We start from the raw sequence: 20,147 nt of genomic DNA, 5'->3' as shown, positions 1-20,147 counted from the left end.
CGAGCATGACCGAGTTGTCGAAGGTGTCGGTCACGGCACTGAAGGGCGTTGGCGAAGCCTTGGCCGAGAAGCTGGCCAAGGTTGGCCTGGAGAACATCCAGGACGTGTTGTTCCACCTGCCCCTGCGCTATCAGGACCGCACCCGCGTGGTGCCGATCGGCGCCCTGCGCCCGGGCCAGGATGCAGTGATCGAAGGCGTGGTCAGTGGCACCGACGTGACCATGGGCAGGCGCCGCAGCCTGCTGGTGCGCCTGGGCGATGGCACAGGTTCGCTGAGCCTGCGCTTCTACCACTTCAGCAACGCCCAGAAAGAAGCGCTCAAGCGCGGCACCCACCTGCGCTGCTACGGTGAAGCGCGCCCCGGCGCCTCGGGCCTGGAGATCTACCACCCCGAGTACCGCGCCCTGACCGGCGACGAGCCGCCCCCGGTCGATACCACCCTGACCCCGATCTACCCGACCACCGAAGGCCTCACCCAGCAGCGCCTGCGCCAGCTGTGCCAGCAGAGCCTGGGCCTGCTCGGCCCGCGCAGCCTGCCCGACTGGCTGCCGCTGGAACTGGCACGCGACTACCAGCTGGCACCGTTGGCCGATGCTATCCGCTACCTGCACCACCCGCCGGCCGATGCCGATGTCGAAGAGCTTGCCGTGGGCCACCACTGGGCCCAGCACCGCCTGGCCTTCGAAGAGCTGCTGACCCACCAGCTGTCGCAGCAGCGCCTGCGCGAGAGCCTGCGCGCCCAGCGGGCCCCGGTGTTGCCCAGGGCGAGCAGGCTGGCGGCCCAATACCTGGCCAACCTGGGCTTCGCTCCAACCGGCGCACAGCAGCGCGTGGGCAACGAGATCGCCTACGATCTCAGCCAGCCCGAGCCGATGCTGCGCCTGGTGCAGGGCGATGTGGGTGCCGGCAAGACCGTGGTCGCCGCGCTCGCAGCCCTGCAGGCGCTGGAAGCCGGCTACCAGGTGGCGCTGATGGCCCCCACCGAGATTCTTGCCGAGCAGCACTTCGTCACCTTCAAGCGCTGGCTCGAACCGCTGGGCATCGAAGTCGCCTGGCTGGCCGGCAAGCTCAAGGGCAAGGCGCGCACCGCCGCGCTGGAGCAGATCGCCGCCGGCGCGCCAATGGTGGTGGGCACCCATGCGCTGTTCCAGGAAGAGGTGAAGTTTCACAACCTGGCGCTGGCGATCATCGACGAACAGCACCGCTTTGGCGTACAGCAGCGCCTGGCCCTGCGCCAGAAAGGCGTGGGCGGCCAGTTGTGCCCTCACCAGCTGATCATGACTGCCACGCCGATCCCGCGCACCCTGGCCATGAGCGCCTATGCCGACCTCGACACCTCGGTGCTCGACGAGCTCCCGCCGGGGCGTACCCCGGTCAACACTGTACTGGTGGCCGACAGCCGCCGCATCGAAGTGGTCGAGCGCGTGCGCGCCGCCTGTGCCGAAGGGCGCCAGGCCTATTGGGTATGCACCCTGATCGAAGAGTCCGAAGAGCTGACCTGCCAGGCCGCCGAAACCACCTTCGAAGAGCTCACCAGTGCCCTGGGCGAGTTGCGCGTGGGGCTTATCCACGGGCGCATGAAGCCGGCCGAGAAGGCTACGGTGATGGCCGAGTTCAAGCAGGGCAACCTGCAACTGCTGGTGGCCACCACCGTGATCGAGGTGGGCGTGGACGTACCCAACGCCAGCCTGATGATCATCGAGAACCCCGAACGCCTTGGTCTTGCCCAGCTGCACCAGTTGCGCGGGCGAGTCGGACGCGGCAGTGCGGCCAGCCATTGCGTACTGTTGTATCATCCGCCACTGTCGCAGATCGGGCGTGAACGCCTGGGGATCATGCGCGAAACCAATGACGGCTTTGTCATTGCGGAGAAAGACCTGCAACTGCGTGGCCCGGGCGAAATGCTCGGGACCCGCCAGACCGGCCTGTTGCAGTTCAAGGTCGCCGACCTGATGCGCGACGCCGACCTGCTGCCGGCGGTGCGCGATGCTGCACAGGCCCTGCTGGCACGCTGGCCGGACCACGTCAGCCCGTTGCTCGACCGCTGGTTACGCCACGGGCAGCAATATGGCCAGGTGTGACGTACCTCCCATGTCGACGCGGGCCGCCCCCATCGAGCCGGCTATACTGGCCGCTGAAAAAATACTGGATACAGACCATGACTGAAGTTGCCCTGGATACCGCAACCCCCCACACACCGTCTGTTATCCGGTTGCTGCTCGACAACCTCGGCATCGCCTACCGCGAGGTCATCGACCACCCGCAGCTGCCGCCCGAGGCCAAGGTCCAGGCCGTGCTGCTCGACGACGCGGTCGGTGCGCTGATGGTGCTGTTCCCGCAGAACCAGCTGCTGGACCTCAGCCACCTGACCGAGCTGACCGGCCGCAAGCTCACCGCCGTGCCGCTCGAGCGGCTCGAACTGATGCTCAAGAAGCACGGCCTGACGATCCTGCCCGCCATTCCGGCGCTGACCAGCTCACCGTGCCTGTACGAGGAGCGCCTGCTCAAGCAGCCGGCCCTGCTGATTCATTCCGGAACTCCCGGCCTGCTGCTGGAAATCCACAGCGAGCACTTCAGGAAGATGCTGGCCAAGGCCAGTGCCGGGCATTTCGGTGTACTGCTCAGCGAGATCCGCCCCAACCTCGACCGGCCGGCCGATGACAGCAAGGAGATCACCGAGGCGGTGCAGGCATTTACCGCACGACGCATCCAGCAGCGCCTGGAATCGACCATCGAGATCCCGCCGCTGGCCGAGACCGCACAGAAGATCATCAAGCTGCGGGTCGACCCCAACGCCACCATCGACGACATCACCGGTGTGGTCGAGACCGATCCGGCGCTGGCCGCGCAGGTGGTCAGCTGGGCCGCCTCGCCCTACTACGCCTCCCCCGGCAAGATCCGCTCGGTGGAAGACGCCATCGTGCGGGTGCTGGGCTTCGACCTGGTGATCAACCTGGCGCTGGGCCTGGCCCTGGGCAAGACCCTGAGCCTGCCCAAGGATCACCCGCAGCAGACCACCCCCTACTGGCAGCAATCGATCTACACCGCCGCCGTGATCGAGGGCCTGACCCGCGCCATGCCCCGCGCCGAGCGTCCGGAGTCGGGCCTGACCTACCTGGCCGGGCTGCTGCACAACTTCGGCTACCTGCTGCTGGCGCATGTGTTCCCGCCGCATTTCTCGCTGATCTGCCGCCACCTGGAGGTAAACCCGCACCTGTGCCACAGCTATGTCGAGCAGCACCTGCTGGGCATCAGCCGCGAGCAGATCGGTGCCTGGCTGATGCGCTTCTGGGACATGCCCGAAGAGCTGGCCACCGCCCTGCGCTTTCAGCACGACCCGAATTACGCGGGCGACCATGCCGCCTTCCCCAACCTGGTGTGCGTGGCGGTACGCCTGCTGCGCGCGCGCGGCATCGGCTCGGGGCCGGACGACCGCATCCCCGACGCGTTGCTGGAGCGCCTGAACATCAGCCGCGAGAAGGCCGAGGACGTGGTGCACAAGGTGCTTGAAGCCGAATCGCTGCTGCGTGAACTGGCGTCACAGTTCACCCCGCACTGACAACCTGAAGCCTGGGCGCTGCGCTCAGGCTTTCTTCTTGCGCGGCATCAGGTACTTCATCAGGCCCTGGAACCAGATCACCAGGGCCGGGTTGCCCTTGATCTGAATCGACTTGTCCTGAATCCCCTGCATGAACGCCAGCTGCTTGTTCTTGGCCTGCAGCGTGGCGAAGCCGTAGGCGGCATCCTTGAAGGCAATGGCGAACGCAGGCTCGGCATGGGTGCCACCCTTGCTGCGGATGCGCTGGTTGCTGACGATGAAGTGCCGGGCGACCTTGCCGTCGAGGGTCTGCAACTGGAACACCAGGTCCTTGTCCTTCAGTTGCTGCTGGAACGCCGGGTTGTTGCGGCTGGCCCGGGCCATCAGCAAACCCATGGCCCAGAGCAGAAAACGAAACTTCATATGCGCCCCTAGGCGAAAAGTGACTGAGGGGCGCAGTTTAGCTTTTTTGCGACCAAAGGCTACAGCCGACTTCGCTTTGTTGAAGGCGACTGTATGTCAGGGTGTGCGGCCTACCGGTTGGGGTCGGCAGCCGGTACCGCATCCAGGCGCAGTTGCACCCGTGACGGAATCTTCTGCGCCGCGCCGGCCTCCAGCATCTGCTGGCGATAGCGCGCGTAGTAAGGGCCGGCTTCGCGCGAGTTGCCGTAGCCCCAGAGAATATCGGCAATGTTCAGCTGCAGCGCCCGACGCCCCTGGGCAAAGGGCTCGATGGCGCGATAGATGCGCAGCATCAGGTTGGGGTTCCAGTCGTCGCCGATCAGGTAGCCCATGTCGTTGTAGCCGGGCACGTTGTCCTGGGGCGCATGGCAGGCCATGTAGGAATCCAGGCCCATGTACACCTCTTCGGCCAGTACGGCGTGACGCGCGGGTATCTCGCGGTTCTCGCTGCTGTGCAGCAGGCCTGCGACCTTGGCCGGCTTGATGGTTTCCAGCTTGGTAGCCCAGGGCAGCTTGTTCTCCGGCTGCCAGGCGCCGTTCTGCCAACGGCCCACGCAGTACTGGGCCAGCCGCGTGGCCATCACACAACCGGTGTCCATCGCCACCATGTCGCAGCGCAGCGTGGGGGGCGTGAACTGCCGCCCCGACTGGCGCAGGCGGTAGAGCATCACGAAGCGCCCGTCAGGCGACACTGCCGAAGCGTCGCCATCGATCGCATCCCGCGCAAACTCGTGCGGGTACAAGGTGAAGCTCTTGCCATTGGCGCCTTGCCACTGCACCGCATGCCAGCCGTTCTCCTCGGCGCTCCATTTGGAGAACGAAAGCTTCGCCCCGCCTGCGCCCTCGATGGTTTTTTCGGCAGGTACTGCGGCATGGGCAGTGCCTGCCAGTGACAGTGACAACGCCAAGGCAACGGCGTGAGGGGTACGCTTCATTTCGAACCCTTGAAGATGAGGTTGAGAAAGTGACGGTGCAGCTGCGCATTAGCGCCGATGGCCACCAGGGTCACACTGGCAGACAGCGTGCTGTAGAACAGCGCCCGCAGCGGATGCTCGGGCCACAGGTAGAAGCCGATGATCGCCACCATGAACACCGTGGCCTGTACCTTGCCCCACACTCGTGGCAGCAGGGCGATCAGCAGGTTCATGCCGACGAAGAACCAGAACACCATGTACATCGCTATGCCAACGGCTACCCCGCGCGACGTCAGCCCGCCGGCGTACTGCTTGTACCAGCTCACCAGCGTGCCGTTTAGCGCCACGTAGGCCACCACCGCAAACAGGTGCACCACTATCGGCAGCACCCAGCGCAGCAACTGGCGGTGGGTGACCGGGCTGTCGCCACGCCAGTGTTCGGGCAGTGGCGCCAGCCCGGGCGACGGAGGCTGGTTGTCGATGTGCGCCAGATACTCTGCCCAGCCACGCGGTGCGTTGTGGCGCAGCAGGTAGGCCTGCTGGCGGGCCTTGCCCAGGCGCAACCAGAACGGCCACCAGCAGTAATGCCAGTAGTGTTCGAAATCGCCCTGCAGGCTGCCCAGCCCCTGCGGGTCGAGCTCGGGAAAACTGACCCAGGGCGCGGGCGGGCTCAGCGCCGGGTCTTGCAGGCATTCGCGCCAGTTGTGGGCTACAGGCATGGCTGGTCCTTGTCGGCGCGGGCGCCGCGTTTGATCATCTCCTGGGCATTGAAGTCCGCCCAGTCTGCGCCGTGCGCCACCGCCTCGGTGTAGCAGGCCAGCGAGCGTGCCGGTTGGGCGGGCACGATTTCACCGCGCGCATACACGCTGCCCAGCTCGTTGAAGGCATTGCCCGAGCCCATCGCGGCGGACTGACGCAAGGCCTCGAGGGCCTTCTGCGGGTGTTTGCAGGTGTTGTCGTCGGGGCGGTACTGGCCCTCGTCGCAATAGAAGCTCGCCAGCATCAGTGCCCCTTCAGGGACAGTGGCCGACGACAGGCGCAGCAACTGCTCCAGGCGCTGGTTGCTCAGGCGCGGCGCCATGCCCGACAGGCTGATTGCCGCAGCGCTGTAGGCAGCGTAGGCAGAGCCTTGGTCCACGGCATCGAGGTAGCTGTTGAGCGCAGCGATGAACAGCTGCTTGTCGATGGGCTTGATTTCACCCTGGCCCAGTTGCTCGTAGGCATCGCCGCGCTGCAGCGCACGCACGCCGGGGGCGGCATCATCGGGGGTTTTCACGCTCTTGAGCGCGTCGCTCGGCGACCAGTCCTCGACCCGTGCCAGCGCCCAGCAGTCGGCCTGCTCGAAGATGAATGCCTGCAACACCTCGCCGCGCTGGTCGCGCAGGTAAACCCGGTCGGGCAGCGCGATTTCACGGATCAGCCCGTTGGCCGCCACCCGCTCCGACGACAGCTGCGAAAGATCAGGACGCAGGGCCGGCTCGAGCTTGCGTACCACCGGTTGCGGCCCCTCGGGCCCGGCCTGGAGGCGCTGCTCGACCAGGGTATGGGCGGTAAAGTCGGCCTGCAGCTGCGCATCCTCGGCAAACGCCTTGAAAAAAATCGCGAAGTCGCGGCTGGGGCAAACCGGCGCGGCCTGCGCCAGCGCACTTGCCAGCAGGCCGGCCAGCAGCATCGGGATACTCGACTTCATGGCTGATACACCGGGGGCGGGTTGATGTAGTACTCGGTTTGCGTGCAGGGGTAGTCGCTGACCCACACCAGCCACAGCCACAGGTCCCAGAAGTAGCGCACCAGGTGCTCGGGTTTGCGGCAGCGGGCCTGTTCTTCGGCCACGGTGTAGTCGGTATTGGCGATGAAGCTGTTGAGCCAGTGCGGCTCCCATTGCGGCATGGCGATGTCGAAATGGCGGTCGCGCTTGTTGAAATTGATCCAGTAGATGCCCACTTCGGCTTCATCCTCGAAGTCGCGCATGTCCAGCGACTGCAGGTCGTACAGCGGCGTGCGCCAGACCTCGCCCGGGCGCTCGCGATCGGTCACGCGCATGTAGCCCATGCCGCCGAAGGGTATCAGCCAACTGCGCGCCGGCACGTTCTGGAAACGGTAGCGCCCCGACTCGCTGACGAACGAGGTCTGGCCGGGTGCCTCGATCAGCGCGTGAATCTGATAGCCCACCCACGCCAACACGCCCAGCACCACCAGCCAGCGCCACAGTTGCTGCTTTACGGTCGGGCTGCTCATTTACGCCTCAGCCAGTGCGAGATCAGCACCGCCGACAGGCTGAGGCCGCCCGCCAGGCAACTGAAGAAGTACGCCCGCACCGGGTGCTCGGGCAACAGCCACCAGAGGATCAACACGATTTGCGCGGCCACCAGCCAGTACTTGAGCTTCCAGTTGGTCAACAGGGGCAGCACCACATTGAGCGGCACGAACACCCACATCACCAGGAACACAATGCTGCCGGAGGACACGCCACGGGCGGTAAAGCCGCCGTAGTGGCCCTTGTACCAGTCCACGGCAATATCGTTGAGCACCCCGTAGAGCACGATGGCCAGTGCATGCAGGGCGACATTGATCAGCAGTTGTCGCTTCATTTGGGCGGCGTTCCTTGCAGCGCATTGCACCAGCTGCGCACATCGTCACGGTCGAACGCCGGGCAGTGATTGTCCTTGGCGATATAGCGATAGGGGTGAGCGGGCTCATGGGTGAAGTGGTAGTAGTAACGGTCGTCCTCGCCGTACAGCCAATAGTTCGATGAGCCCTGGGACACCTGATACGGCTCGAAACTCAGCAGCGACGATTCGGCGGGGATGAAGTTGTCGCGGTCCATCAGCAGCATCAGCAGGTTGCCGAACAGCGGCGTGCCCACCCCCAGCGCCAGCACGGCCACCAATACCACCCCGATTACTGCCTTCATCACGGTACCTGGGTATTCATGCAGTAGGTGCCCACACCGTGCAGCAGCACCACCGACAACAGGCAGCCAAACGTCAGCAGCCTAACCCAGCGCGTGTTGCGCTGGCGCTCGCCGAGGTTCAGCAGCAAGGCGAACAGGCACAGGATGGCCAGGCTGCCGAACAGGTTGCTGTCGGCGAGACCTGCCAGGTAATTCTTCAGCTCAAGGTCCATTGCACAGGCGCCTTTGCGCCGCCAGCAGCAGCGCGGTCAGGGTGACGAAAAAATAGCCGGCGCCCAGCAGGTAGGGCACAAAGGCCACCCACATCAGCATCAGGCCCAACCCGGCGATACGGCCGGTGAGCAGGTAGACCAGGCCATACAGCACCCAGGGCAGTGCGTAGAAAGGGACGCACCACAACGGCGCCCACCACAGGTGCCGAGGCGCCAGGTGCAGGCGGCGGCTGGCCCACAGCGCGAACAGGGGGTAGCCAAGCAGGCCGAAGCCCAGCAGGTAGATTTGCAGGAACGGCTCGAAACCGGTCACGCGCAGGCCGTACTGGTAGACATCCAGGCACAGCAGCGAAACCAGGCATACCCAGGGTAACCAGACGTAGAAGCGATAGGGGGGCGCACAGCTCACAGGCATGAGCCGAACGATTCGATGAATGATGAGTTGCCCATGCCGCTCCCTCCCTGGAACACCGCCGCGCGGGTGTGGGCGGCGGCGTATGCTAGTCACAAGCACGGGGCACGGCAATAGCGCACTGCACGGTGGGTTCCTCGCCGGCAACGCCGGCTCCTGCAGACGGCGGTTATCTCCTGCAGGCGCCGGCATTGCCGGCGAAGAGCCGCCACACAAACAAGAACGGGCACCTTGTAGGGGTGCCCGCTCTTCAATGCAATCAGTAGCCCACGGCCTTACGGATTGACGCTGTCCTTGAGGAACTTGCCTGGCTTGAACGCCACGGTGTTGCTGGCCTTGATCTTCACCGGCTCGCCCGTCTGAGGGTTCTTGCCGGTGCGCGCGCCACGGTGGCGCTGCAGGAACGTGCCGAAGCCTACCAGGGTGACGCTGTCTTTCTTGTGCAGCGCGTTGGTGATTTCTTCCAGTACGGCATTGAGCACGCGGTTGGCCTGCTCCTTGGTAAGGTCGGCTTTCTCGGCAATGGCTGCGGCGAGTTCTGGTTTACGCATGGTGAAGCCCCTCTGACGGATTTTTTGTTGTTATGCCGTGCTGCCTTGCAGGCAGCGCCTAAGGCACCGCAGGCTCTAAACTGCGGCAGACGGGTGTGAGAATGGCACGCCGCCAGTGGCCGCGCCAGTCTCTGGGCGGCCATTGTTCAGGCAATGGCAGGGTATATCCGACAGAACGACAGCTATTTATGCCAGCAACGGCGGAAGTTGACGGTTCAGCGCCAGCTTTTCCATCACTGCCGTACCGGTCAATACATAGCCCAGCAGCTGGCCATCGGCATCCCGGCAGAGCACCTTGATGTCGCTGCCCTGCCCTTCGACCTGCCACTGGCCTTCGCGGGCGCGTGGCGGCGGCGAAACGACCAGCGGGCATACCGGGGTCTTCACCGTGATGGGCATAGGCCCGTAGCTGACCACCGTCGGATTGCCCGCCAGGGTCTGCGCCAGCGCGCGCGCGCAGGCCATCAGCGGCATCACGTACAGCAGGTTGATGCCGTCGACCTCGGCACAGTCGCCCAGGGCATGGATATTGGCGTGCGAGGTGCGCAGGTGGCGGTCGACCACCACCCCGCGATTGACCTGCAGGCCAGCGGCGGCAGCCAGGTCGATGCGGGGGCGCAGGCCGATGGCCGATACCACAAGGTCGCAGACGATCACACTGCCATCGGACAGATGCGCTTGCAGGGCATCGGCCGAACGTTCCAGGCGGGTCAGCACCGGGCCCAGGTGAAAGCGCACACCAAGCCCTTGCAGCCCAGCCTGCACCGCAGCCGCGGCGGCCGGGTGCAGCAGGGTCGGCATGACCTGCTCGCAGGGGGCGACGATGTCGATCTCGAAGCCACCCAGGTGCATGTCGTTGGCGAACTCGCAGCCGATCAGCCCGGCCCCCAGAATCAGTACCCGGCGCTTGCCGGCCGCCGCGGCGCGAAAGCGCGCGTAGTCTTCGAGGTCGTTGATCGGGAAGATCGCATCGGCTGCGTCGCCCTGCACCGGCACCTGGATGGTCTGCGCGCCCAGCGCCAGCACCAGGTCGCGGTACGGCACCTGCTCCTCGCCGATCCACAGGCGCTTGTGGCCCGGATCGATGCCGCTGATGCGCGTATGGGTACGCACCTGGGCCTTGAGCTGCTCGGCCATGGCCCCCGGCTCGGCCATGCTCAGGCCGTCGGCGTCCTTGTCCTTGGCAAAGCCGGTGGACAGCATCGGCTTGGAATACGAGCGACCATCATCGGCGCTGATCAGCAGCAACGGCGTCTCGCCGTCGAGCTTGCGAAATTCGCGGGCGAGGTTGTAGCCCGCCAGCCCCGTACCGACAATCACCACCGGATCGCTCATGCCTTCATCCCTTCCCTGTATAAAAAATGATCAGTTGATTTCGATCATCTCGAAATCCATCTTGCCCACACCGCAGTCCGGGCACAGCCAGTCTTCCGGCACGTCCTGCCACAAGGTGCCCGGCGCAATGCCGTCATCCGGCCACCCATCGGCCTCGTTGTAGATAAGCCCGCATACCACGCATTGCCACTTCTTCATGATCGCTCTCCCTCCAGTAATCCAGACGCACATCGGTTGTGATCATTACAGTCTTGGCGCTGCATGGATCGTCAGGGGGCTTTGTACTGAGGCTGGTGGCGCGATGCAAGCGCAACCGGCAAACATGCTAAGCTCGGCGCCTCACTGGCTTGTAACCGCATACCTACCGTGCCGTACGAAACCTCGCAAGTGCCCGCGCCACACTGGCTGCAGCAGCAAACGCCGCTGGCCGCAAGCGCCGACCCCCTTACCGCCGACTGGCTGTTCGACCAGGGCTCGTTGACCCGCCGCCTGACCCGATTATCCGCCGATCACTTCAGCGTGACCCCCCTGTACGAGGGCTGGCAGCCGCTGCGCGCCGACGAGTGCACCAGCCTCGGCCTGGCCCCGGGCAGCGAAGGCTGGGTGCGCGAGGTGTACCTGCGCGGGCATGGCCAGCCGTGGGTGTACGCACGCAGTGTGGCCGCGCGCAGCGCCCTGCAGCAGGGCGGCCTGGACATGGAAGCGCTGGGCAGCCGTTCGCTGGGCGAGTTGCTGTTCTGCAGCCCCGGGTTTACCCGCCAGGCCATCGAGGTGTGCCACTACCCTGCCGCCTGGTTGCCCCGCGAGCAGCGCCATGACGGCCTGTGGGCACGCCGTTCGCGGTTCGACCAGGGTGAACTGAGCATCCTGGTGGCCGAGATCTTCCTGCCTGCCCTGTGGCAGGCCACCGATACCCGCCTGGAGGACCGCTGATGTACCTGAGCCTGCTCAAGTCGCTCAATCGCCTGCACCCCCGGGCCTGGGACTTCATCCAGCTCAGCCGCATGGACAAGCCGATCGGCATCTACCTGCTGCTGTGGCCCACCCTCACGGCGGTATGGATCGCGGCCAAAGGCACGCCCACCGTGGCCAACGTGCTGATCTTCCTGTTCGGCGTGGTGCTGATGCGCGCCGCGGGCTGCGCGATCAACGATTTTGCCGACCGCAAGGTCGACGGTCACGTCAAGCGCACCGCCGAACGCCCGCTGGCGGCCGGACGCATCAGCGGGCGCGAGGCGCTGGTCCTGTTCGCGACCCTGGTGGGGCTGAGTTTCGTGCTGGTGCTGTGCACCAATGCGCAGACGGTATGGCTGTCGTTCGGCGCCGTGGCGCTGGCAGCCTGCTACCCGTTCATGAAGCGCTACACCTATTACCCGCAGGTGGTGCTGGGCGCAGCCTATTCCTGGGGCATCCCCATGGCCTTCACCGCCGCCACCGGCGAGCTGCCGGCCATCGCCTGGCTGCTGTACATCGCCAACCTGCTGTGGACCGTGGGCTACGACACCTACTACGCGATGGTCGACCGCGACGACGACCTGAAGATCGGGGTCAAGTCCACTGCGATCCTGTTCGGCGAAGCCGATCGCGCCATCATCCTGACCTTGCAGCTGCTGTCGCTGGGCTGCCTGCTGATGGCCGGCAACCGCTTCGAGCTGGGTGGCTGGTTCCACCTGGGGCTGGTAGGCGCGGCGCTGTGCTTCGCCTGGGAATACTGGTCGACCCGCAGCCTGGATCGCGACGCCTGCTTCAAGGCCTTCCTGCACAACCACTGGGCCGGGCTGCTGGTGTTCATCGGCGTGGTACTGGACTACGCCCTGCGCTAGCCGCCCCGGGGGCGGCCGCGCAAGGCCGGCCTCATGGCTTGGCGGCGTGCCAGACGTCCTTCATGCCGTCGCCGGTCATGTCACCGCCCTTCTTGTCCTTGACGAAGGTGTACAGCGGCTTGCCATCGTAGGCCCACTGCATCGAGCCGTCTTCGCGCTTGATCTGCGTCCACTTGCCCTCGGCGGCTTCGCCCGCCATGGCCTTGAGGGGCGGCCAGTTCTTGGCGCAGTCGTCATTGCACATGGATTTGCCACCTGCATCCTTGTCGAAGGTGTACAGCGTCATGCCGGCAGAATCGACCAGCACGCCGTTCTTCTCCATCCCCGGCGCGGCCGCTGCCACCCCCGGCAGGGCCAGTGCTGCAACAGCAAAGAGAGCCATCCAGTTCAGCGTATGTCGTGTCATTGGATTCACCGTTTTTGGTGATGGGTGGGAGCTAAAGCCTAGCTCAGCCAAGGAATGTTGCCGCCAGGCCACACGACCTGTCACACGACTGCAATAATTCCGTTATCTAATGCGGGCCAAGACACCTTAATGGGAAGAGGTTTGAGCATGGTTGGCAGGAACATTCTGATCGTTGACGACGAGGCGCCGATTCGCGAGATGATCGTCGTTGCATTGGAAATGGCCGGCTACGACTGCCTGGAGGCGGAAAACTCGCAGCAGGCCCATGCCATCATCGTCGACCGCAAGCCCGACCTGATCCTGCTCGACTGGATGCTGCCGGGCACTTCGGGCATCGAACTGGCGCGGCGCCTCAAGCGCGACGAGCTGACCGGCGACATCCCGATCATCATGCTCACCGCCAAGGGTGAGGAAGACAACAAGATCCAGGGCCTGGAAGTCGGCGCCGACGACTACATCACCAAGCCGTTCTCCCCGCGCGAACTGGTGGCCCGCCTCAAGGCCGTGCTGCGCCGTGCCGGCCCCAGTGATGGCGAGGCCCCGATCGAGGTCGGCGGCCTGCTGCTCGACCCGATCAGCCACCGCGTGACCATCGACGGCAAGCCTGCCGAGATGGGCCCTACCGAATACCGCCTGCTGCAGTTCTTCATGACCCACCAGGAGCGCGCCTACACCCGTGGCCAGCTGCTCGACCAGGTATGGGGCGGCAATGTGTACGTGGAGGAGCGCACCGTCGACGTGCATATCCGCCGTCTGCGCAAGGCGCTGGGTGAAGCCTACGAAAATCTGGTACAAACCGTGCGCGGCACGGGATACCGGTTCTCAACCAAGAGTTGAGAACACGGCAAGCTACAAGCCTCAAGTAAGAGCAAAAGCAAACGCAGATCCGCTTCAATCTTGCAGCTTGCCGCTTGCAGCTTGCAGCGGGTCCTAAGGACCCACCGTGAACCAAAACTGGCATGGCACCCTGATTCGCCACATGCTGCTGCTGACCACCGTCTGCCTGCTGGCAGGGCTGATCAGCGGCCATTACGGCTGGAGCCTGGCCCTGGGCCTTGGCGTGTATCTGGGCTGGACCCTCAAGCAGCTGCTGCGTCTGCACGACTGGCTGCGCCAGCACAAACCCGACGAGGCCCCGCCCGACGGCTATGGCCTGTGGGGCGAGGTGTTCGACAGCATCTACCACCTGCAACGCCGCGACCAACGCGTGCGCGGGCGCCTGCAGGCAGTGATCGACCGCGTGCAGGAGTCCACCGCCGCCCTCAAGGACGCGGTGATCATGCTCGACAGCGACGGCAACCTGGAGTGGTGGAACCGCGCCGCCGAGACCCTGCTGGGGCTCAAGACCCCACAGGACAGCGGCCAGCCGGTCACCAACCTGGTGCGCCACCCGCGCTTCAAGGAGTACTTCGAACAGGAGAACTACCTCGAACCGCTGGAAATCCCCTCGCCCATCAGCGACCGCCTGCGCATCCAGCTGCACATCACCCGCTACGGCAACAACGAACACCTGATGCTGGTGCGCGACGTGACCCGCATCCACCAGCTCGAACAGATGCGCAAGGACTTCGTCGCCAACGTCTCCCACGAGCTGCGCACGCCACTGACGGTGATTGCCGGGTACCTGGAGACCCTGCTCGACAACGTCGAGGAGGTGAACCCGCGCTGGGTGCGGGCCCTGACCCAGATGCAGCAGCAGGGCGTGCGCATGCAGACACTGCTCAACGACCTGTTGCTGCTGGCCAAGCTGGAGGCCACCGACTACCCCTCCGACAACCAGCCGGTGGCCATAGACACCCTGCTGCAGTCGATCAAGGGCGATGCCCAGGCCCTGTCCGGCCAGCGCAACCAGCGCATCACCCTGGACGCCGAGCCGGGCGTGCGCCTCAAGGGCAGCGAGGCGGAACTGCGCAGCGCGTTCTCCAACCTGGTGTTCAATGCCGTCAAGTACACCCAGGATGAGGGCCAGATCCGCATCCGCTGGTGGGCCGACGCCCAGGGCGCGCACCTGAGCGTGCAGGACTCGGGCATCGGCATCGACCCCAAGCACCTGCCACGCCTGACCGAGCGCTTCTACCGCGTCGACTCCAGCCGCAACTCCACCACCGGCGGCACCGGCCTTGGCCTGGCGATCGTCAAGCACGTACTGCTGCGCCACCGCGGCCGGCTGGAGATCAGCAGCGTACCGGGCCACGGCAGTACCTTTACCTGCCATTTCGCCCCCGTTCAGGTGGCAACCCGCACCGTTTCCTGAGCGACCGCCCTTTAAATTTGCGCAGTCAGCCGCTACATTGGCTGACTCGCGCCAGTACCTGCTGGCATTGCCACACTCCCTTATTTCAGAAGACGGACCCCGTAAAACTCCATCATGGACCCTTCCCCTGGTATCACCCTCGCTTCACTGTTCGCCGATTTCGGCATGATTCTTTTTGCTCTGCTGCTGGTTCTGCTCAACGGATTCTTCGTTGCGGCCGAGTTCGCCATGGTCAAGCTGCGCTCGACCCGGGTCGAGGCGATTGCCGGCAAGAACGGCTGGCGCGGGCATATCCTGCGTACCGTACACAGCCAGCTGGACGCCTACCTGTCGGCCTGCCAGCTGGGCATCACACTGGCCTCGCTGGGCCTGGGCTGGGTCGGCGAGCCGGCCTTCGCGCACCTGCTCGAGCCGCTGCTGGCGGCGGTGGGCGTGCAATCGCCCGAAGTCATCAAGGGCGTATCGTTCTTCAGCGCCTTCTTCGTGATCTCCTACCTGCACATCGTGGTCGGCGAGCTGGCGCCCAAGTCCTGGGCCATTCGCAAGCCCGAACTGCTGTCGCTGTGGACGGCGGTACCGCTGTACCTGTTCTACTGGATGATGTACCCGGCCATCTACCTGCTCAACGCCAGTGCCAACGCCATCCTGCGCATCGCCGGCCAGGGCGAGCCCGGCCCGCACCACGAGCACCATTACAGCCGCGAGGAGCTCAAGCTGATCCTGCACTCCAGCCGGGGCCAGGACCCCAGCGACCAGGGCATGCGCGTACTGGCCTCGGCGGTGGAGATGGGCGAACTGGAGGTGGTCGACTGGGCCAATTCCCGTGAAGACATGGTCAGCCTCGACGCCCATGCGCCGCTCAAGGAGATCCTCGCGATGTTCCGCCGGCACAAGTTCAGCCGCTACCCGGTGCTCGACGCCGAAAGCGGCGAATTCGTCGGCCTGCTGCACATCAAGGACCTGCTGCTGGAACTGGCCGCGCTGGACCACCTGCCCGAGTCGTTCAACCTGGCCGAGCTGACCCGCCCGCTGGAACGCGTATCGCGCCACATGCCGCTGTCGCAGCTGCTGGAGCAGTTCCGCAAGGGCGGCGCGCACTTTGCCCTGGTCGAAGAGGCCGATGGCAAGGTGATCGGCTACCTGACCATGGAAGACGTGCTCGAAGTGCTGGTGGGCGACATCCAGGACGAACACCGCAAGACCGAGCGCGGTATCCTCGCCTACCAGCCCGGCAAGCTGCTGGTTCGCGGCGACACCCCGCTGTTCAAGGTCGAGCGCCTGCTGGGCGTGGACCTGGACCATATCGAGGCCGAAACCCTTGCTGGCCTGGTCTACGAGACGCTCAAGCGCGTACCGGAAGAAGAAGAGGTGCTGGAGGTCGACGGCCTGCGCATCATCATCAAGAAGATGAAAGGGCCCAAGATCGTGCTGGCCAAGGTGCTCAAGCTCGATTGACGCGCCTTACGGGTTGCCGGCGGTAAAGCTCGGCAGCCCGCCGATGGGCTGGTTGAACTGGTACGGGATCGACTCCAGCGCCAGCCCCACGTTGCGCTGCACCACGAAATGCAGGTGCGGCCCGCTGCTGTTGCCGGTGTTGCCGGACCTTGCCAGCGGCGTGCCATAGGCCACCCGCTGGCCTTCGCTGACCACCACCGACCCGCGCATCAGGTGCAGGTACACGCCCATGGTGCCGTCGGCATGCAGAATCCGCACGAAATTGCCTGCCGGGTTGGTACCGCGCCCGCTCTGGGTGTTTTCCGTCTTTATCACCACCCCTGCCCGCGCCGCGATGATCGGCGTGCCTTCGGGCATGGCGATGTCCATGGCATAGCGGCCCTTGGGGCCGAAGTGGCTGTAGGTGCCATTGGGGCCCTGGGAGAGGCGGAACGGGCCGCCGCGCCAGGGGAACGGGTAGCGATAGGCCTGGGTGCGCTGGGCGGGGTTGCCCAACGTGTAGTTGAACTGCTCGCGGTAGCTGACCGGGGTACCGGGCTTGCGCGCACCGAGGGCAGTGAGCAGCAGCGTGGAACGGGCCGGTACCACCCGCCGGACGATGCGCGGCGCCAGGTTCTGCACGTTGCCCAGGCGCTCCAGGCGCAGTTCCACTTCGACCGGGGCGTGCAGCTCGTTGCGGGCACTGAAACGCACGCCGTCGGCGTACTTGCTGACCTGCAACTGCACCTGCTGGCCCAGCTGCTCGACCATGCGATCACGGAACACCAGTGCGCGAGCGCCGGGGCTGGGGCGATCGGAATAGGACACCACGCCGTCGGCGTCGGTGTTCTTGTAGATGGTCATGGCCCAGCTCGGGCCGGCAGCCAGCAACAGGGCGCAGAACAGCAGCAGGTGTGGCGGCATCGGTAGTGGCCATCTGACAGGTTAGCTGTGAGCAAGCCTAGCAGGGGAATATGGAGGGCGTGTTGCGGGGAGTGATGCGGGGTATGGCAGGCGATCAGTGGTGTGTCCTTCGCCGGCAAGGCCGGCTCCTACGGCTGTAGGAGCCGGCCTTGCCGGCGAAGAGGCTGCGAGCAGCAAAGGGCCTGTCAGGCCCCCGGCACGAAGTGCTTGAGCGCCGTACCGCGGGCAATCAGCCGCGACAGGTAGTCGAGCTTCTGCGCATCCTGATCGACAAAGCGGAAGGTCAGCTGCAGCCAGTCGCTGTCCGGCTTGGATTCCACCGCCACCACCGCATGCAGGTACCCGTTGAGCCGCGCGATCTCGGCATTGTCGCCCTGCTCCAGGTCCAGCACCGCGCCTTCCAGGATCTGCGGAAGCACTTCGCCACGGCGTACCACCAGCAAGGCTTCCTTCAGGCTCAGGGCCTTGATCACGCAGGCCTGGTTGCCGCTGGACAGGCGCAGCTGGCCCTGTCCGCGGCCCGCCGGCGCCGCCGCCTTGGCCGCGCCCGGTTGCGGCGCATTGATCAGTGGCTTGGCCGCCGCCACCGGGGCCGCAGCTGGGGCGGCCGGGCGCACGGTCTCGGCCTTGCCGCCGGTCAGGGCCGACAGCGAGTCATTGGCAAACGCGGAGGTGGCGCGGGTGGGCGCACTGGCCATCAGGGTATCGAGCTTGCCCAGCTTGGTCAGCGCCTTCTTCACCTTGGTCAGCAACTGCTCGTTGGTGAACGGCTTGCCGACAAAGTCCGACACACCGGCCTGGATCGCCTGCACCACGTTTTCCTTGTCGCCACGGCTGGTCACCATGATGAACGGCATGGCCTTGAGCGCTTCGTGCTGGCGGCACCAGGTCAGCAGCTCCAGGCCCGACATCTCGGGCATCTCCCAGTCGCACAGCACCAGGTCGAAACGCTCGCGCTCCAGCAGCACCTGGGCCTTGCGACCGTTGACCGCGTCCTCGATGACCATGCCGGGGAAGTAATTGCGCAGACACTTTTTCACCAGGTCACGGATAAACGGCGCGTCATCCACGACCAGAACACTGACTTTACTCATCGCCACTCCTTCAAGACCCGGCTAGCATAACGTTGACTGATGGCCATTTGCCAAGACTTCGCTCATGCCGGGGCTCCGTCAAATCATTCGCGGGTGCGTGCTGTTGCGCTGCCGCAAACGAAAACGCCCGGCCAAGGCCGGGCGTTCATTCTCGGGGCAGTCCTATTTATCGTCAGGTTTGCCCGGAACATTAGCTTTTTCGCCGTTGCCGTTGCCCTCGACTTCTTCCTTCATTCGCTTCAGGCCCAGGTGACGCACGTCGGTACCGCGCACCAGGTAGATCACCAGCTCGGCGATGTTGCGCGCGTGGTCGCCGATGCGCTCCAGCGAACGCAGCGCCCAGATCACGCTCAGTACCCGCGAGATCGAGCGCGGGTCTTCCATCATGTAGGTCACCAGCTCGCGCAGGGCGGTCTTGTACTCGCGGTCGATGGTCTTGTCGTACTGCGCCACCGACAGCGCCAGCTCGGCATCGAAGCGGGCAAAGGCGTCGAGCGCGTCGCGCACCATGTTGCGTACCTGGTCGCCGATGTGACGCACCTCCACGTAGCCGCGCGGCGACTCGCCTTCTTCGCACAACTGGATGGCGCGGCGGGCGATCTTGGTCGATTCGTCGCCGATGCGCTCCAGGTCGATCACCGACTTGGAGATGCTGATGATCAGGCGCAGGTCCGACGCCGCCGGCTGGCGCCGGGCCAGGATGCGCACGCACTCCTCGTCGATGTTGCGCTCCATCTGGTTGATCTGCTCATCGACTTCGCGCACCTGCTGGGCCAGGCCCGAATCGGCCTCGATCAGCGCGGTGACGGCGTCGTTGACCTGTTTCTCGACCAGGCCGCCCATTGCCAGAAGATGGCTGCGAACCTCTTCAAGTTCGGCGTTGAACTGCTGGGAGATGTGATGGGTAAGGCTGTCTTTGTCGATCATGAGAAATCCTTGGCGCGTCCGGTAAGTGCTGTCAGGCGGCGTTCAATCGTTGAATCCTAGCCATACCGACCGGTGATGTAGTCTTCGGTCTGCTTCTTCGCCGGGTTGGTGAACAGGGTGTCGGTGTCACCGTATTCCACCAGCTTGCCCATGTACATGAACGCGGTGTAGTCCGAAACCCGCGCGGCCTGCTGCATGTTGTGGGTCACGATGACGATGGTGTACTTGGACTTGAGTTCGTAGATCAGCTCTTCGACCTTGAGCGTGGAAATCGGGTCCAGCGCCGAGCACGGTTCGTCGAGCAGCAGCACCTCAGGCTCCACCGCGATGGTACGGGCGATCACCAGGCGCTGCTGCTGGCCGCCGGACAGGCCCAGGGCCGAGTCGTGCAGGCGGTCCTTGACCTCCTCCCACAGGGCGGCGCCCTTGAGTGCCCACTCCACGGCTTCATCCAGTACACGCTTCTTGTTGATGCCCTGGATGCGCAGGCCGTACACCACGTTTTCGTAGATGGTCTTGGGGAACGGGTTGGGCTTCTGGAACACCATGCCCACGCGGCGGCGCAGCTCGGCCACGTCCTCGCCCTTGCGGTAGATGTTGTTGCCGTCGAGGTTGATCGCGCCTTCCACCCGGCAGCCGTCGACCAGGTCGTTCATGCGGTTGAAGGTGCGCAGCAGGGTCGACTTGCCGCAGCCCGAGGGGCCGATGAAGGCGGTCACGCGCTGCTTGGGAATGTTCAGGCTGACATCGAACAGCGCCTGCTTCTCGCCGTAGAACAGGCTCAGGCCCGGCACTTCGATGGCCACGGTCTCGTCGGCCAGCTGCAGGCTCTGCTTGGTGCGACCCAGGGCGGACATGTCGATGCCGTGGGTGTGGGATTCATGCTGCATGGTAAGACTCCATACGCTATCAATTTCGTTTCATCGTACCGCCCGGCACAACACACG

Annotated in this window: 24 protein-coding genes; 7 read left to right on the top strand and 17 right to left on the bottom strand. The window is 64.9% G+C overall.

All coding sequences use genetic code 11. From position 1 onward, the window contains the following. Positions 1 to 5 precede the first annotated feature (5 nt). Entirely contained in the window at positions 6 to 2,081 is a 2,076-nt protein-coding gene (recG, locus tag DN388_RS21480) for an ATP-dependent DNA helicase RecG (protein WP_255002053.1), read from the top strand. Positions 2,082 to 2,158: 77 nt separating this feature from the next. Further along, entirely contained in the window at positions 2,159 to 3,559 is a 1,401-nt protein-coding gene (locus tag DN388_RS21475; protein ID WP_255002051.1) for an aminoacyl-tRNA deacylase and HDOD domain-containing protein, read from the top strand. A gap of 24 nt (positions 3,560 to 3,583) precedes the next feature. Here the strand turns inward: DN388_RS21475 and DN388_RS21470 are convergent, their stop codons facing one another. From DN388_RS21470 to DN388_RS21415, 12 genes are all read right to left on the bottom strand, one after another. Next, positions 3,584 to 3,961: a helicase gene (locus DN388_RS21470; RefSeq protein WP_043861558.1), complete on the bottom strand. Its 378-nt coding sequence runs from the start codon at positions 3,959 to 3,961 to the stop codon at positions 3,584 to 3,586. 110 nt (positions 3,962 to 4,071) lie between these two features. Continuing rightward, positions 4,072 to 4,935, bottom strand: a complete 864-nt coding sequence (locus DN388_RS21465; protein WP_196932051.1) for a hypothetical protein — start codon at positions 4,933 to 4,935, stop codon at positions 4,072 to 4,074. Continuing rightward, on the bottom strand, positions 4,932 to 5,633 hold the full coding sequence (locus DN388_RS21460) for a hypothetical protein (RefSeq protein WP_236066220.1): 702 nt from the start codon (positions 5,631 to 5,633) through the stop codon (positions 4,932 to 4,934). The genes DN388_RS21465 and DN388_RS21460 overlap by 4 nt, the downstream gene beginning before the upstream one ends. Continuing rightward, complete coding sequence (locus DN388_RS21455; protein WP_255002049.1) at positions 5,624 to 6,604, bottom strand: sel1 repeat family protein; 981 nt, start codon at positions 6,602 to 6,604, stop codon at positions 5,624 to 5,626. The genes DN388_RS21460 and DN388_RS21455 overlap by 10 nt, the downstream gene beginning before the upstream one ends. Next, positions 6,601 to 7,152 carry a hypothetical protein gene (locus DN388_RS21450; RefSeq protein ID WP_052504257.1) on the bottom strand — a complete coding sequence of 184 codons (552 nt, stop codon included), beginning with the start codon at positions 7,150 to 7,152 and terminating at the stop codon, positions 6,601 to 6,603. Before DN388_RS21450 ends, DN388_RS21455 begins: the two co-directional genes overlap by 4 nt. After that, on the bottom strand, positions 7,149 to 7,505 hold the full coding sequence (locus tag DN388_RS21445; protein ID WP_043861556.1) for a hypothetical protein: 357 nt from the start codon (positions 7,503 to 7,505) through the stop codon (positions 7,149 to 7,151). Before DN388_RS21445 ends, DN388_RS21450 begins: the two co-directional genes overlap by 4 nt. Next, complete coding sequence (locus DN388_RS21440; protein ID WP_088513975.1) at positions 7,502 to 7,828, bottom strand: hypothetical protein; 327 nt, start codon at positions 7,826 to 7,828, stop codon at positions 7,502 to 7,504. Before DN388_RS21440 ends, DN388_RS21445 begins: the two co-directional genes overlap by 4 nt. Next, on the bottom strand, positions 7,828 to 8,040 hold the full coding sequence (locus DN388_RS21435) for a hypothetical protein (RefSeq protein WP_078481444.1): 213 nt from the start codon (positions 8,038 to 8,040) through the stop codon (positions 7,828 to 7,830). Before DN388_RS21435 ends, DN388_RS21440 begins: the two co-directional genes overlap by 1 nt. Further along, positions 8,030 to 8,455 carry a hypothetical protein gene (locus DN388_RS21430; protein WP_078481443.1) on the bottom strand — a complete coding sequence of 142 codons (426 nt, stop codon included), beginning with the start codon at positions 8,453 to 8,455 and terminating at the stop codon, positions 8,030 to 8,032. Before DN388_RS21430 ends, DN388_RS21435 begins: the two co-directional genes overlap by 11 nt. Positions 8,456 to 8,727: 272 nt before the next feature. Continuing rightward, a complete protein-coding gene (locus DN388_RS21425; RefSeq protein ID WP_008366879.1) occupies positions 8,728 to 9,003 on the bottom strand; it encodes an HU family DNA-binding protein in 276 nt (91 codons plus the stop codon). 186 nt (positions 9,004 to 9,189) lie between these two features. Next, positions 9,190 to 10,338, bottom strand: coding sequence for an NAD(P)/FAD-dependent oxidoreductase (locus tag DN388_RS21420; protein ID WP_054916465.1), 1,149 nt, complete (start codon positions 10,336 to 10,338; stop codon positions 9,190 to 9,192). Positions 10,339 to 10,368: 30 nt separating this feature from the next. Continuing rightward, entirely contained in the window at positions 10,369 to 10,536 is a 168-nt protein-coding gene (locus DN388_RS21415; RefSeq protein ID WP_007954349.1) for a rubredoxin, read from the bottom strand. 207 nt (positions 10,537 to 10,743) lie between these two features. Here DN388_RS21415 and DN388_RS21410 point away from each other — a divergent pair, with 207 nt between their 5' ends. After that, the gene (locus DN388_RS21410; RefSeq protein ID WP_213085773.1) at positions 10,744 to 11,271 is read left to right on the top strand and encodes a chorismate lyase; all 528 of its coding nucleotides are present in this window, start codon (positions 10,744 to 10,746) and stop codon (positions 11,269 to 11,271) included. Further along, on the top strand, positions 11,271 to 12,161 hold the full coding sequence (ubiA, locus tag DN388_RS21405) for a 4-hydroxybenzoate octaprenyltransferase (RefSeq protein WP_054916464.1): 891 nt from the start codon (positions 11,271 to 11,273) through the stop codon (positions 12,159 to 12,161). Before DN388_RS21410 ends, ubiA begins: the two co-directional genes overlap by 1 nt. 31 nt (positions 12,162 to 12,192) lie before the next feature. Here ubiA and DN388_RS21400 read toward each other — a convergent pair whose 3' ends face one another. Further along, positions 12,193 to 12,567 carry a hypothetical protein gene (locus tag DN388_RS21400; RefSeq protein WP_213606578.1) on the bottom strand — a complete coding sequence of 125 codons (375 nt, stop codon included), beginning with the start codon at positions 12,565 to 12,567 and terminating at the stop codon, positions 12,193 to 12,195. Positions 12,568 to 12,714: 147 nt separating this feature from the next. On the opposite strand from DN388_RS21400, the gene phoB reads away from it, so the two are divergent. The 3 genes from phoB (at position 12,715) to DN388_RS21385 (ending at position 16,276) form a co-directional block, all read left to right on the top strand. Continuing rightward, positions 12,715 to 13,404 carry a phosphate regulon transcriptional regulator PhoB gene (gene phoB, locus DN388_RS21395; RefSeq protein WP_255002042.1) on the top strand — a complete coding sequence of 230 codons (690 nt, stop codon included), beginning with the start codon at positions 12,715 to 12,717 and terminating at the stop codon, positions 13,402 to 13,404. Between the two features lie 142 nt (positions 13,405 to 13,546). Further along, positions 13,547 to 14,821: a phosphate regulon sensor histidine kinase PhoR gene (gene phoR / locus DN388_RS21390; protein ID WP_244988738.1), complete on the top strand. Its 1,275-nt coding sequence runs from the start codon at positions 13,547 to 13,549 to the stop codon at positions 14,819 to 14,821. Between the two features lie 114 nt (positions 14,822 to 14,935). Beyond that, positions 14,936 to 16,276 carry a hemolysin family protein gene (locus DN388_RS21385; protein WP_043861548.1) on the top strand — a complete coding sequence of 447 codons (1,341 nt, stop codon included), beginning with the start codon at positions 14,936 to 14,938 and terminating at the stop codon, positions 16,274 to 16,276. 6 nt (positions 16,277 to 16,282) lie between these two features. On the opposite strand, the gene DN388_RS21380 is transcribed toward DN388_RS21385, so the two are convergent. From DN388_RS21380 to pstB, 4 genes are all read right to left on the bottom strand, one after another. Continuing rightward, positions 16,283 to 17,179 carry a M23 family metallopeptidase gene (locus tag DN388_RS21380; protein ID WP_054916463.1) on the bottom strand — a complete coding sequence of 299 codons (897 nt, stop codon included), beginning with the start codon at positions 17,177 to 17,179 and terminating at the stop codon, positions 16,283 to 16,285. Between the two features lie 185 nt (positions 17,180 to 17,364). Continuing rightward, positions 17,365 to 18,273, bottom strand: coding sequence for a response regulator (locus DN388_RS21375; RefSeq protein ID WP_088513972.1), 909 nt, complete (start codon positions 18,271 to 18,273; stop codon positions 17,365 to 17,367). 162 nt (positions 18,274 to 18,435) lie between these two features. After that, the gene (gene phoU / locus DN388_RS21370; protein WP_043861545.1) at positions 18,436 to 19,200 is read right to left on the bottom strand and encodes a phosphate signaling complex protein PhoU; all 765 of its coding nucleotides are present in this window, start codon (positions 19,198 to 19,200) and stop codon (positions 18,436 to 18,438) included. A 56-nt stretch (positions 19,201 to 19,256) separates the two neighbouring features. After that, entirely contained in the window at positions 19,257 to 20,090 is an 834-nt protein-coding gene (gene pstB, locus DN388_RS21365; protein ID WP_043861544.1) for a phosphate ABC transporter ATP-binding protein PstB, read from the bottom strand. Positions 20,091 to 20,147 lie beyond the last annotated feature (57 nt).

The organism is Pseudomonas sp. S12(2018) (assembly GCF_024355235.1).
Lineage (GTDB): Bacteria > Pseudomonadota > Gammaproteobacteria > Pseudomonadales > Pseudomonadaceae > Aquipseudomonas > Aquipseudomonas palmensis.
This window is presented reverse-complemented; position numbering and strand designations above follow the sequence as displayed.